Origin of the sequence: Staphylococcus simulans, from assembly GCF_003043455.1 — a bacterium.
GTDB lineage: Bacteria > Bacillota > Bacilli > Staphylococcales > Staphylococcaceae > Staphylococcus > Staphylococcus simulans_A.
Genome location: NZ_PZGG01000017.1, coordinates 1 through 13,978, shown reverse-complemented (window position 1 = coordinate 13,978; position 13,978 = coordinate 1). Strand labels below are relative to the sequence as shown.

General features: G+C 36.2%; 13 protein-coding genes. 5 read left to right on the top strand and 8 right to left on the bottom strand.

Annotation, left to right across the window (positions count from 1 at the left end; translation table 11 throughout):
• The first annotated feature begins 84 nt into the window (after positions 1-84).
• The gene (locus BU038_RS04620; protein WP_107605033.1) at positions 85-2,286 is read left to right on the top strand and encodes an amidase domain-containing protein; all 2,202 of its coding nucleotides are present in this window, start codon (positions 85-87) and stop codon (positions 2,284-2,286) included.
• Between the two features lie 80 nt (positions 2,287-2,366).
• Here BU038_RS04620 and BU038_RS04615 read toward each other — a convergent pair whose 3' ends face one another.
• Positions 2,367-4,322 (bottom strand): LPXTG cell wall anchor domain-containing protein, encoded by a 1,956-nt coding sequence (locus BU038_RS04615; protein WP_107605032.1) that lies wholly within the window; start codon positions 4,320-4,322, stop codon positions 2,367-2,369.
• A gap of 224 nt (positions 4,323-4,546) precedes the next feature.
• On the opposite strand from BU038_RS04615, the gene BU038_RS04610 reads away from it, so the two are divergent.
• On the top strand, positions 4,547-5,284 hold the full coding sequence (locus tag BU038_RS04610; protein ID WP_199219685.1) for an NAD-dependent protein deacylase: 738 nt from the start codon (positions 4,547-4,549) through the stop codon (positions 5,282-5,284).
• Positions 5,285-5,388: 104 nt separating this feature from the next.
• Here the strand turns inward: BU038_RS04610 and BU038_RS04605 are convergent, their stop codons facing one another.
• Positions 5,389-6,069, bottom strand: a complete 681-nt coding sequence (locus tag BU038_RS04605) for a type 1 glutamine amidotransferase domain-containing protein (protein WP_107605030.1) — start codon at positions 6,067-6,069, stop codon at positions 5,389-5,391.
• 344 nt (positions 6,070-6,413) lie between these two features.
• Here BU038_RS04605 and BU038_RS04600 point away from each other — a divergent pair, with 344 nt between their 5' ends.
• Together BU038_RS04600 and BU038_RS04595 are read left to right on the top strand one after the other, a co-directional pair.
• Positions 6,414-7,367: an LLM class oxidoreductase gene (locus tag BU038_RS04600; protein WP_107605029.1), complete on the top strand. Its 954-nt coding sequence runs from the start codon at positions 6,414-6,416 to the stop codon at positions 7,365-7,367.
• Between the two features lie 4 nt (positions 7,368-7,371).
• On the top strand, positions 7,372-7,611 hold the full coding sequence (locus BU038_RS04595) for a DUF896 domain-containing protein (RefSeq protein ID WP_002480257.1): 240 nt from the start codon (positions 7,372-7,374) through the stop codon (positions 7,609-7,611).
• 79 nt (positions 7,612-7,690) lie between these two features.
• Here the strand turns inward: BU038_RS04595 and glpX are convergent, their stop codons facing one another.
• The 6 genes from glpX to BU038_RS04565 form a co-directional block, all read right to left on the bottom strand.
• Positions 7,691-8,647 (bottom strand): class II fructose-bisphosphatase, encoded by a 957-nt coding sequence (gene glpX, locus BU038_RS04590; RefSeq protein ID WP_158262782.1) that lies wholly within the window; start codon positions 8,645-8,647, stop codon positions 7,691-7,693.
• A gap of 4 nt (positions 8,648-8,651) precedes the next feature.
• The gene (gene rpiB, locus BU038_RS04585; protein ID WP_107605027.1) at positions 8,652-9,095 is read right to left on the bottom strand and encodes a ribose 5-phosphate isomerase B; all 444 of its coding nucleotides are present in this window, start codon (positions 9,093-9,095) and stop codon (positions 8,652-8,654) included.
• Positions 9,096-9,107: 12 nt separating this feature from the next.
• On the bottom strand, positions 9,108-9,737 hold the full coding sequence (gene dhaL, locus BU038_RS04580; protein WP_107605026.1) for a dihydroxyacetone kinase subunit DhaL: 630 nt from the start codon (positions 9,735-9,737) through the stop codon (positions 9,108-9,110).
• Complete coding sequence (locus BU038_RS04575) at positions 9,724-10,743, bottom strand: dihydroxyacetone kinase subunit DhaK (RefSeq protein WP_107605025.1); 1,020 nt, start codon at positions 10,741-10,743, stop codon at positions 9,724-9,726. The genes dhaL and BU038_RS04575 overlap by 14 nt, the downstream gene beginning before the upstream one ends.
• 15 nt (positions 10,744-10,758) lie before the next feature.
• On the bottom strand, positions 10,759-12,012 hold the full coding sequence (locus BU038_RS04570; RefSeq protein WP_107605024.1) for an MFS transporter: 1,254 nt from the start codon (positions 12,010-12,012) through the stop codon (positions 10,759-10,761).
• 77 nt (positions 12,013-12,089) lie between these two features.
• On the bottom strand, positions 12,090-13,172 hold the full coding sequence (locus BU038_RS04565) for an MDR/zinc-dependent alcohol dehydrogenase-like family protein (RefSeq protein ID WP_107605023.1): 1,083 nt from the start codon (positions 13,170-13,172) through the stop codon (positions 12,090-12,092).
• 175 nt (positions 13,173-13,347) lie between these two features.
• On the opposite strand from BU038_RS04565, the gene BU038_RS04560 reads away from it, so the two are divergent.
• Positions 13,348-13,978: DeoR/GlpR family DNA-binding transcription regulator (locus BU038_RS04560; RefSeq protein WP_107605022.1), on the top strand; the 631-nt coding region annotated here is incomplete at its 3' end.

Here is a 13,978-nt window from a genome sequence, read left to right as displayed (position 1 = left end):
CTAGTCATAATACTGCTTTTAGTGTACCAAGTCAAACATCCGTTTGTACACAGTAAACTAATATATTTTAAGAGAGGTATTTCCATGAAGAAACAAAAACTATTGGTCTGTATGCTTTCTACTTCATTGTTAGTTCCATCCTTCCTTTTAAGTGATGTACAAGCAGAAACAACAGATAAAATCACGGCACCTTCACAGTCTGATGCATCATCTTCAGACCGTGCCTCAAACACTAAACAAGAAACACAAGAAAATCAAAAAGAAACATCTAAACCACATAAAGCATCTAAAGAGAGATCATCTGATTCAGACACATCTCAAAAATCAGATGAAAAAGATGATGTTGAGTCAGAATCTGAAACAAAAACACAATCAAAAGATACATCTTCAACACCTTCAGATAACACAACACGAAATGAAGTTGAGTCAGATTATGACGCACATACCTTAGACTTCTTTAAATCTACACCGAAACAAGCGTCATCTAGCCGCTTCGAAAGCCTATTCAACCGTCTCTTCCCAAGTTATTCAAACCATTCCGAATCTACGGATACCAATCAAGAGACAAGCGACTCTAACACTAGCAACGAACAAACTTTAGACAATCAATATGAAACCTATTATCAAGGTCAACCACAAACAAAAACGCCGACTGAAGAAGCACCAACTGAAACAGATAAACAATCAGAAGACAGTGCAGCTATACCAAACGAAACAACACCAAAAGAAGACACACCGTCTAACCAAGAACAGTCATCTGACACTTCTTCAAATACAACACCTGAAGCTTCTCAAGAGGACCAAGATATCTTTAATAAATTAGATGAAGCCAGCAACAATGTCACAAATAATAATCAAGCAGACACTGAACAAACAACAGAAAACAAAGACGCAGCACAACCAAAACAAGCTGATGACTCTAACCAAACAACACAAACTAAAGAAACAGAAACAAATTCAAACAATGAAGATGCAGCTGATAACCAAACCACATCTGATTCAACAGCAACAAAATCTAAGAACGATACAGACGACACTTCTTCGAAAGCAGATGACCGTGTCTTAGAATCTATTTTGGATCAATACAGTGAAGATGCGAAACAAAATAAAGCAGATTATGACGCACAAAAACAAAATGACAACAAATCTAATAAGCAATCTGAAGATACATCTAAACAAGAAACGAATCAAGATAATACAAGCAATACTTCCAACCCACAGTTGCCTTCAAAAGCACAATTGGAGAATAAGAAAAAACCAGCTCAATCTTTTGAAGATGGTTTAAACCGTTCAGATATCAGAACAACTGCGACATTTGAATTATTACCGAATCTCTCTAGTGATGATAGTGAATCTGGTGATATCGCAGTAGCTGAAAATAAAGACACACGAGACTTTATTAAAACAATTGCGAAAGATGCCCATGACGTTGGCCAAGATGAAGATATCTATGCCTCTGTGATGATTGCGCAAGCCATTTTAGAATCTGATTCAGGTAATAGTACATTAGCACGTGCACCACATTATAACTTGTTCGGAATTAAAGGGGCTTATAAAGGAAATTCCGCAAACTTCAATACATTAGAAGACAGTGGAAGCAGTATGTATCAAATTTCAGCCGCATTCCGCAGTTACCCAAGTGAAAAAGAATCACTTGAAGATTATGCTGACTTAATCAAAAACGGTATCGATGGTAATCCTACAATTTATCAACCGACTTGGAAAAGCGAAGCGGCAACATATCGTGATGCGACAAGACACTTGTCACGTACTTATGCGACAGATACACGCTATGCAGATAAATTGAACAGCTTGATTAAGCATTACGATTTAACGCGCTTTGATAAGAAAACAATGCCAGATCTTGCAGACTATCAACCAAGCGACGAAAATCATGAAGGCGACTTCAAGCCGTTTGCGGAAACTACAGACAATATGCCTTATCCACACGGTCAATGTACATGGTATGTCTATAACCGTATGCCGCAATTCAACAAAACGATCAGCGGTGATTTAGGTGACGCACGTAATTGGAATAACCGTGCAGAACGTAAAGGTTACGATGTGTCTTCTACACCTAAAGCACACACTGCAGTAGTCTTTGAAGCTGGCCAACAAGGTGCAGACAGTATCTATGGTCATGTTGCTTTCGTAGAAAAAGTAAACAGCGATGGTTCTATTGTCATTTCTGAATCTAACGTTCAAGGTTTAGGTGTGATTTCTTATAGAACAATTGACGCAGATGATGCTTCAGAATTAAGTTATATTGAAGGACAAGATAAATAATACAAAAGTAACGCTCCATTCAAAGGACCAAGAAACTGGTTTTGAATGGAGCGTATTTGTTTTAACTCGATTATTACTTATTAAGATTGTTTCGCTTTACGACGTTTCACATACCATGTAAGACCGCCGCCGATGATAATTAACGCAACACCTAATGGTAAAGCAGATTTCTTCGCAATTTCACCTGTGGCTGGTAAATCAAAGTTACCTTCGTCATCAAATAGTCCGCTTAAGAAATCATCAGATGAACTGCCTAATGATAACGCGCGACCTTGTGATGGATTCGGAATATCAGGAATACCATCTAACAAGCTGCCACCATTCGCTAGTTTGTCTAATAGACTTGGTCCGCCGAACAAACCAGACTTACCGCCTAGTAATCCTTTATCTAGTAGACTTCCGTTAGACTGACCTAGCAAGCTTGGTGTATCTTTTAATGGATCAAAGATATGACGGATATCTGATTTTAATCTTGTGATATCACTGTCGGCTTGAAGTAAATCATTTAACGGTTGATCTAGGCCTGATTTTAGAACACTTAACAATTCAGCTTTCGCATCGTCTTTCTTCGCAATGACATTCGCTAGTGCACGTGCTTTCGCATCATTGAATTTTGTGGCTAAAATCGTTTCAATCGCTTGGCGTTTATTATGAGCTTGGTCAATCACGTTGCCGATAATTTCATCCGCTGAAACATCTGAACCATAGCGTTGTTTTAATAATTGGACAAGTTCAGCACTATCTGGACGTTTCGCCATAATTTGACGTGCCATATCTGCCGCTTCGTTCTTATCAAACTTCGTCGATAACAACGTCTGAATTAATGCTTCTTTGTCATCCGCTTTATCAAACATAGATTGAAGCAAACTGTCACTTGTGAATGAACCGAGTCCGTCTAATTGACTCAATACTTGGCTCGCAATTTGCGCATCTGTTTTACCTTTCGTTTCGATGCGATCAATAAGTTTCTGTGCACGTTGTTCATCTACAGTACTACCAATAATATCTTTAACAGCTTGTTTGTTATCAGACGCTGATTTTAAATGGTCTGAGATAATCGCATCTTGTTGTTTCAGACTGCTTTTTGTTTTCTCGATTTCATTTTTTAACTGTTGTGCTTTATCTTGTGAGATCTCACTGCGTTCAGCTAATCTGTTTTCTAAAGTTTGCAGGTTCGCTTCTTTATTTTGGACATATTGATCTAAATCTTGTTTCGTTGTTTCTCGTGCAGTTGTTACACGATCAATATCATGTCTAAGCGTACTCAGCGCTTGTGAAGCTTGTGTATTCTCTTCGTTCGCTTTAGTGTCTTCATTGTCAGAACGGTCTGCTTCAGCATCATTTAGTTTCCCGTTATCAACTTTATGAGAAAGTGCTTCTAAATCTGAGATAAATGCATCAATACTTTGATTGGCTTTTTCCTGATTTAATTGCGCATCTGCCACTTGTGATGAAGGGTTTGAATCACTTGATTGTGCTTGTTGTGAAGCTTGATTCAAATCTTCACGCACTTTTTCTAATCGATCTGACACAGCAGTATCTTCCCTACCTTGAGTAGTGTTAGGTTCAGTTTGTGTCTCAGAACGATTGGCGTCTTCTTTTAATAGTGAAGCTGATTGTTCATCATTTTGAGTAGACGTATTGGATTGTGTTTCATTGTCTTTCTCTAAATCAGAAGTTGCTTTCTCTTCTTTGAGTTGTGCTTCTTTCTCTTTCACATCTTTTAAGATTGCGTCTATTTGTGATACACGCTCAGACTTATTGATATCTGTTTTGAATTTAGTTTTGTCACTGTCACTCATTGTTTTAATACGATCAATTTCTTTTTTCGCTGCTTCTATACGCGACTTGAGTGTTGTGGTATGAGTATCTTGAGTTGCTTTGACATCTGTTTGGTCTTCCGCCACCACAGTAGGTGCAGACGTTAAGTTATAACTTAATAATGTCGTACTTAACAATACAACAGCACTTGAAAATTTAAATGAATGGCTTAGTTTATTTTTATGATTTAAATCAGGGTATCTCTCTTTTTTCATTCACTTCACCTTTCCTCATCACTATACAGTTATCATTATATTAGTTTACACCTATCATTCAAAGAGGAAACTCACTTTTTATAGGAATTCTTAATATATACTTACTTTAATATTTGCTGATGTTTACACACTATGGAAACTTGCTTAAACATTCCCTTAATCTTAGAATTAATATGAGTAGATCAATACACGAGATGTATTGAATAATTAATGGAGTGATCAGTGTGAATGCTAAAATTGAGCAATTAAAAGAGATTATTGACAGTTCGAATAAAATCGTCTTTTTCACAGGTGCAGGTATTTCTGTCGCGAGTGGTATTCCAGATTTCCGTTCTGTCGGCGGTTTATATGAAGCTGTCGCAGAAAAAGGCTTATCTCCGGAATATTTATTAAGTCATGACTACTTACAAGATAATCCTGTTGGCTTTATGGACTTCTGTCATGAGTATTTATTAGTTGCGGATAAAAAACCGAATAATGTGCATGAATGGATTGCACAGTTAGAAAAAGAAAATCGTTCTCTGGGTGTTATCACACAAAACATTGATGGTTTGCATTCAGATGCTGGCAGTGAAAATGTAGATGAGTTGCACGGTACTTTAAACCGCTTCTACAGCATCAACAATCCTAACGACGAGTATTCAAAACCTTACGTCATCGACCATCATTTACGTAACAGTGAACAAGACGGCAGTCCAATCAGACCAGATATCGTCTTATATGGCGAAATGTTAGACCAAATGACAATTATGAGCGCCATCAGCAAAATCAAACAAGCAGATACACTCGTTGTCTTAGGTTCATCACTCGTTGTACAACCTGCCTCTGGTTTAATCTCAAACTTTGAAGGTGAAAATCTTGTCATCATTAATAAAGATGTGACACCTTATGACAGTGACGCAGATTTAGTCATTCATGATGATATGAAACATGTCATCAACGAACTTAATAAAATAGACTAATCCAAAGTGGTTAATCTCATAGTATTAAGCAACCCTCTGAGCATGAACTTATACTCAGAGGGTTTTGTTTATCTTATTTAGACATCCTTAATAACGGACAGTCTTTATTTACCTAGTGCTTTCAACGTATCTAACGCAACTTGTTGGGCTGATTGAGGATTTTGACCTGTGATTAATCGTCCGTCTGATACTACAAAGTTTGACCAGTCGTCACCTTTCTCATAGCTTGCGCCTTTATCAATTAAGGCATCCTCTAATAAATAAGGTAAGTTATCTGCGACACCCATTTGTGATTCTTCACTGTTAGAGAAGCCTGCGACTTTCTTACCTTTAATTAAGTTTTGACCATTATCTTTAATATTTAATAAACCTGCCGGACCATGACAGACAGCTGTGACATAGCCATCGTTAGAATAGATTTTTTCAGCTAATTCAATGAGACCTTTATCTTTTTCAAAGTCCCATACAACACCATGGCCACCAGCGTAATAAATTACTTCATAATCATCTGGATTTACTTCTTCTGGTTTCAATGATTCATTTAATTGTGTCATGAATTGATGGTCTGTATAATACTTCCAATCTACATCAGACATAAAGTCTTCTTGTAAACTTGCGGGATCAATTGGCACAAAGCCGCCTTTAGGACTGACATAATCAATTTCATAACCTGCTTTATAGAACTCGTCCGCAAAATGTACAACTTCTCCAAGCCAAGCACCTGTTGGACGTGGTAAATCTGGATATTTTGATGTGTTTGTGACTGCTATTAGAATTTTTTTCATTACGCTTCACCTCTCTCTCTTTATTCACTGATTTGGAATTGATTAATCATAGCTCACCATTAAAATGTTCACTGCCGAATCATTTCAACCATGCCGATATTCAGAAATTTAATTCCATTTACATCATCATGATTGTTAAAAATAGCCTTAAAAGTTGTACACTTCATTTTTGTTTTTTATTTTAAAACCGCGTCAAATCAACGTTTTTGACCTTTTTTGACTAAATCGATAAACCGCGTGAGCATAAGGTTTGTGTTAGTTGTGTATACGTTGTAGAATAATTGTAGACAACTTGGTTAGAAGAGCCAAAGGTTGTCAGATTAATCAAGTTAGGAGGGATAGACGTGTCAACAATCGAACAACACAATGGTTTCAAGCGGACGTTTCAAAAGGGGCATTTAACCTTAGGTTTAAGCATTCCTTTTGATAACTCTGAAAAGATCGCATTGTCGTTTGATCAACAAGCAGAATTAGCGCAGTATGCTGAAGAACTTGGATTTACAAGCCTATTTGTGCGAGACAATCCATTATATAGTCCACACTTAGGTCCCGTAACGACAAACTACGATCCGTTTGTATTTTTAACTTATCTCAGTGCTAAAACGAATAAAATTGCTCTCGGAACAGCTAGTATTGTTGCGACATTACGTCATCCAATTCACGTTGCTAAAGCAGCCGCTACTCTTGACTTGGTGTCAAACGAGAGATTTTTAATGGGACTGGCAACTGGAGATCGTTCTTTCGAGTTTCCAGCTTTCAAAGTCGAGGAGAAGAATTTGCATAATCATTTCAGAGATGCTGTTTCTTCTTTAAACGCACTGTGGCAAGACCATTCTCCAAACATTTCAAACTCAATCTTTGAGTTATATGAGGATTCTGGTCTGCAAGTTTTACCAAAACATCATCATATCCCGATCTTTGCGACGGGAAATGCGAAACAAGATTTAGACTGGATTAAAGAAAATATGGATGGTTGGATGTTCTATCCACAAGAATTCCAAATGCAGAAAGCTTTACTACAAGCCTGGCATGATAATGATGTATTCAAACCATTCATGCATCCACTCGCATTAGATTTATCAAAAGATCCAAATGAAAAAATCAAACCCATTAAGGGTGGCTATAGATTAGGCAGAAACACTTTAATCAATGTATTAAAAGCATATGAACGTATCGGTACAAACCATATCATGTTGAACTTAGTCACACATGAAAGAACGTACCAAGATATTATGAAAGAATTGGGCGATTATGTGATTCCACATTTCCCACCAAACGAAATCAAGGAGGAACAATAATAATATGAAAATTTTAGATAGAATTAATGAACTTGCTAATAAAGAAAAAGAAATGGTATTGAGCACTTCAGAAAAACAAGAACAACATGAATTAAGACAAGAATACCTTAAAATGATTCGCGGCCAAGTTGTGAGCACATTCTCAACATTGAAAGTTGTAGATCCACTTGGCGAAGACGTAACACCAGATAAAATTTATGAATTACGCGAAGAAATGGGTACTTTAGACTTAAAACCTGAATAAAAATTTAAAATAGATGAATAGCAACCTACAATAGTAAAGGGCTTAATCACTCAAATAGAATGATTAAGCCCTTTTTCTTTTATGTTAAAGATGGTATTGAATTGTGATAATTTTCAATAAGACGAAATGACTTGTTGATATTATCTATAATAATAGAATGTGTGACATATTGATTTTTAACCTTTTGAATTTCTTTAATAATCTCAGTTTTCGTAACAGCTGTACCAACGAAGAATATGAAATCAGACTTTACTAGGTCATCTGCAAAATAGATTTTGTCAATATCTGAAATACCCATTTTTCCACATCTACGATGTTCACTTTCATCTATTGGATAAAGTTGTGCTTGCATTTCGCCATCTAAACATTTTACAGCACTCGCCAATACGACACCTTCAGGTGCGCCGCCAATGTTAAAAAATAAGTCTACTTCATCAGATTGAATCAATGGTTTTAAGCCATTCAAAATATCACCATCATTAAACAAAATGACTCTGCCATCTTTTTGTTTCACACTTTTAATGTAGTCCTGATGACGTTCTCTATCTTGAATAACCACTGTAACAGGTGATGTATCATTTAATTCTGCTTTTTTTATTATCATGCGCTCTAAAATTTCATCAAAATCATCATTCAAACTAAATAGTCCTCGAAATTTAGAAGCGACAACACTTTTTTTCATATACATATCTGGTGCATGTAAGAAACCGTCTTTTTCTGCCACAGCTATGACAGATAATGCATTATCTTGCCCCTTAGAAGCTGGTGTAGTACCGTCTATTGGATCAACCGCTAAATCAAACTCTACCTCAGAAGATTTTCCTAACTTTTCTCCAATATACAGCATAGGTGCTTCATCCATCTCACCCTCACCAATAGCAACGCGATACCCATGTTCAAGCTCGTTTAACTCTTCTCTCATCACATTCGTCGCCGCAGCGTCAATCAGTTCTTTATCAAGCGTTCCTACATGTAAATAAGATGCGAGTGCAGCTTTTTCTGTAATATTAACAATATCTAACATCGAATGACTCACATCATCACTCCTCATCTTTTTCGACTTGATCGATTTTATCAACCTTGCGTTGAGAACCACCTTCCCATGTTACATCTAAGTATGCTTTTACATTTTTCTTAGCTGCTTCTATCCCAATAATTTGTGCACCCATCGTAATAATTTGCGCGTTATTACTTAATTGTGCACGCTCTGCTGAATAAACATCGTGTGCAAGTGCTGCTCTAATGCCTTTTAATTTGCAAGCTGTAATGGCTACACCAATACCTGTGCCACAAACTAAAATCGCTCTATCATGCTCATCGTTTTGAATACTTTTACCCACCTCTTGTGCTACATCAGGATAATCTGTTTCTGCACATTGATGGCATCCATAATCTGTCACCGTATGCCCTAATTCTTCTACAAATTCTTTAATTGCTTCTTTCATTTCATAACCATTATGGTCTGCACCAATTGCGATTCTCATAATTAAAACCTCCTATATATATTCTTGGAACTTTTCTAGCATCAAATATGATGAAACCGCGCCTGGATCTTTAAATCCTTTTGAACGATAACCTAATCGTTTTGAACGTCCTTTATTAGACACAATGTCTTCTGTACTTTCCATCCCATTTCTCGCTTCATTTAAAGCTAAAATATAACCATCTTTAAAAGGGGTACTTGCTTGTTGTTCTTCCTCCAACTTAATAAAGAAAGGCTCTAATGTATCAATCATGGTTTTATCACCAATTTCAGCCTTTCCTCTGCTTTTAATACCTTTACTGAAACTGATCCAATAATCATAAAGATTATCATCTGACAACTCTGTCATACCTTTTGTTACTAAACCACCTTTTAAATAGCCAGAGGCATATAACGGTCCAACTGATGAACCTACAGCATCTAAGAATGATTTACCAACAGCTACACTGATTTTCGCAATATCATTTTGGTCTTGAAGTTCATCATGAATTGTTTTTTTCACAGCTTGGTACCCAATATTCATTGTCACACCGTGGTCACCATCACCTAATTTTCTATCTAATTCACATAACTCGTCTTTTTGTTCATCGTAGACTTTAGCTAAGTCTAAAATATAATTCTTATAATCCTCACTTGTCATCATTCGAATCACCTACTTGTGTAAAATTAGGACAATCAACTTCGTGATCAATACATTTTTTTAATTCTTCATCTACTTTCATCAATGTAATAGAAAAGCCTGCCATTTCCATTGATGTAATAAAGTTGCCAACATAACTTCTATGCGTTTTAATGTTATGCTTTTCTAAAACTTTTTGAACATCATTATTAATGATATAAAGTTCCATTTGTGATGTTGCGCCTAACCCATTGATTAATACAACTACTTCATCATTTTCTTTATACAAGCCTTCATTCAGGATATTTGTCATCAGTACATCCACTGTTTCTTGTGAAGTACGAATTGTCGTTTTCTCAATTCCAGGTTCACCGTGATGTCCTAATCCGATTTCCATCTCGTTATCTTCAATATCAAAACTTGGTTTACCCGTCTGTGGTAAATAACACGGTTTTAAACCAATGCCCATTGAACGCGTTTGATCATTTGCTTTTTGTGCCATTGCTGTTACCTTCTCTAAGTCATAGCCAAAATCTGCTGCAGCACCTGCAACCTTATACACTAATAATTCTCCAGCAATACCGCGCCTATCTGATAAATCTTTAGATGATGCTAAATCATCATTACCAATAACCGCTTTTGTTTCTATGTCATCTTCAATTTCAGTCATTTCTGCAGCCATTTCAAAATTCATCAAGTCTCCAGCATAGTTTTCATAAATATAAAGAACACCGTGACCACAATCAATTTCTTGTGTTACTGCCTGAATCGGAATCGGTGAAGGAGATGCAAAGATATTACCAATTGCCACCCCGTCAGCCATACCTTTTCCAACATATCCTAAGAAACCAGGTTCATGACCAGAACCTCCGCCAATTAAAACGCTGACCTTGCGATTAGGATGTCGTTTGTTGCCAATCAACGCTCTTCTATGTTTATCTGATTGTCTGATGTAGTTTGGGTAAGCTTTGAGATAGCCATCCATAAGTTCTTCCACAACTTCATATGGATCATTAATCATCTTCTTCATTAAATTTGCACTCCTTTAACTTTCAACTTTCAATAATTTTTCTGCACGTTCTTCAGGTGTTTTTAAGAATCGTGTCATAATTGCACTTGCTATATAAAGTCCAAATATAATATAAATCATGCCTTTGACGCCTACAGAATCATAAAACAGTGCGACTAAACCAGGGCCAGCAAATACACATAAGCCTGCTCCTAAATTTAAAATTGCCATTGCCGGACCTTTTTCACCATCTGGTACAAGTGAAGGTACAAGTGCTGAAATTGGCACAAACCCTGCTAAACACATGCCCCATAAGAAACCTACTAAGCCGACCATCCAAACGTTTCCTGTAAACCATTCTGGAATAAAATAAAGACCTAAAGTAAAGGCAGCACAACCAACACCGCCAATATAAGAGATTGTATTTTTCCAGCCGATTTTGTCACTTAATGCGCCGAATATAAGATTGAAAATAATATTTGAAATAAAGATTGTTCCCCAAATATTCAACCACGTTGTCGTCGCAATACCTTTTGTGGATAAATAAATCGGTAAGAATAATGGAAATGCATATTGTGCCAACTGATTAATAATTCTGACGATACAAGCTACTGCAACACGTGGTTCTCGACCTAATATTGTAATACCGTCACTAATATCTTTAAGGTTTTCTTTAAAGCTGTCTTTTTTATTCTCAATAATAAACTTATCTTTATTCATAACAACTGCTAAATAAGTACCAAGCAATACCCAGAAAATTGACGTCCATAATGTTGGAATATGTCCAATTGTACTGATCATAAATGAAGAATAAAATGCGCCGAACACACTTAATCCTCCAGTAAATACAAACCAGAACCAACCTACTGCAGCGCCAAGTCTTTCTTTGGGAGAACGATAAGCTACCCATACTAAGAATGAATATGCGAATAACGGATAACCGAATCCTCTAATTGCATACGAAGGAATCATAATTTCATAATTGAAGGTAGGAATTGCTACACCTACAAATATAATTTGACCGACAATGTAAACTGTCGTGCCGAGCAGCATTACTTTACGTGGTCCAAATATTTCTACAAGTACACCAGACAACCATGAACCAATTGCAATCGTCACTCCATAAGAAGTGGTCAAGATTGCGGTTTGTTTCACTGTCATCCCTTGTTCAACTAAGTACGGACTAATCCAAGCTAGCTCTAACCCATCCCCCATCATGAAGATTAAAACACCGATATATCCCCATAATAGAGAGGGTGGTAACCCTACTTTTTGTAAACTATTATTCATTTTTTACACCTTCTCACTAGCGACTACTCTCTCTTCAAGATTTTCATCACTGTATTTAATTACTCAGTCGCTACTGCTTAAGGTTCAAGAATAATCTTCAATGATTTATCGCCTTTTTTCATAAGATCAAAACCGCGTTCAAAATCATTTAATGGTAATTTATGTGTGACCACACCATGTGTTGGGAAATCTCCGTTTTGAATACCATCAATCACTAGCGGATAGCAATAAGGTCCTAAGTGGCTGCCTAATAAATCTAATTCTTTGCGGTCAGAAATAATACTCCAATCTACCGTAACAGGATCGCCGAATACTGAGAATTCGACAAAAGTACCGAGTTTACGAATCATCGCAAGTCCTTGTTCTACTGATTTAGGGTGTCCTGTTGCTTCAATATAGATATCACAGCCATAACCTTCTGTCATTCCTTTGATTTCTTTCTCCACATCAACTTTGCTTGGATTTAATACAATATCCGCACCGAATTCTTTCGCCAATTCAAGACGGTCATCTTTCATATCTAAAACTACTAATGTACCTGCACCAGATTTTTTAGCAGCACCTATCATACCTAAACCTAATGTGCCTGCACCTGATAAAACAACGAAATCTCCTAATTGAATATTGGCACGTTGTACTGCATGTAAGCTACAAGCATAAGGTTCAATTAATATTGCATCTTCTATCGGCAATCCCTCTGGTACTTTGTAATTAATAGCTTCTTTAGTAAATTTCATGTATTCTGCCATACCGCCATTAACATTATTTTGGAATCCGTATAAATCATGCTTCTCACACATCCAATATTGGCCACGATTACAGAAACGACAATCCCAACATGGTACGATTTGCTCAGATATTACTCGATCTCCTACTTTGAAATCTTTCACATCATCACCAACTTCTACTACGCGACCAATAAATTCATGTCCTGGAATCATAGGAGCTTTTATATAAGCTGGTTGTGTTTCATCTCCCCAGAAACTCGGTGCACCATCATACGCTTTAATATCTCCAGCACAAATACCACAAGCTTCTACTTTAATAATAATTTCTTCTGGATGATCAATATTCGGAGTATTTACTTCTTCATACCTATAATCTTTAGGTGCATATGCTACAACTGCTTTCATTTTTTCTGGATAATTTTTAGTACTCATTTCACTCACTCCTAAACTTTTGTTGAGAAAACGCTTTCATTTGTTATCATTATATTAAAGCATATTTTCGTTTTGTGCAAATTTATTTTCTTTTGTTTTCGTTTTTCTTTATATATCTTTGTTTGATTGTGCATATTTACAAGATACGCTAAAATATTTTTGAGGAAGTGAAATGATGAAAATATTCGCAGATGAGCGTCGAGAGCTCATTATGACCTATTTATCCAAACATAAACGTGCCACTGTTAATCAACTTTCGGAGTACGCTAAAGTTACGCCAGCTACAATCCGAACAGATTTAACAGCTTTGCAATCATTAAACAAAGTAGAACGTACGCATGGAGGCGTAAAACTTTCTAAAATTGATACATCTAATGTTAATAACAGCTTTTCTGAACGATTAAATAAACATCAAAGTTCAAAACAAAAAATCGGAATGAAAGCATTAGAAAAAATTCAAAATCATCAATGTATTTTATTAGATGCCAGTTCTACCACTTATGAACTTGCAAAGCTATTAGCTAAAACTGATATGAAATTGACTATAATCACAAATGGATTAGAGAGTGCTCTTTTATTAAAAGAAAACAGTAATCTTACCATTCTAATTATTGGTGGATTTGCCAAAAAAGGATCCAATGCACTAACAGGGAGACTAGATTCTCAAATTCTAGATATGTATCACATAGATTATTTCTTTGTTTCTGCTAATGGAATTACTATTCAAAATGGGCTAACAGATTTTTCATTAAGTGAAGTAGAGTTAAAAAAAGAAATGATTCAACAAAGTGCTGAAGTAATTGCAT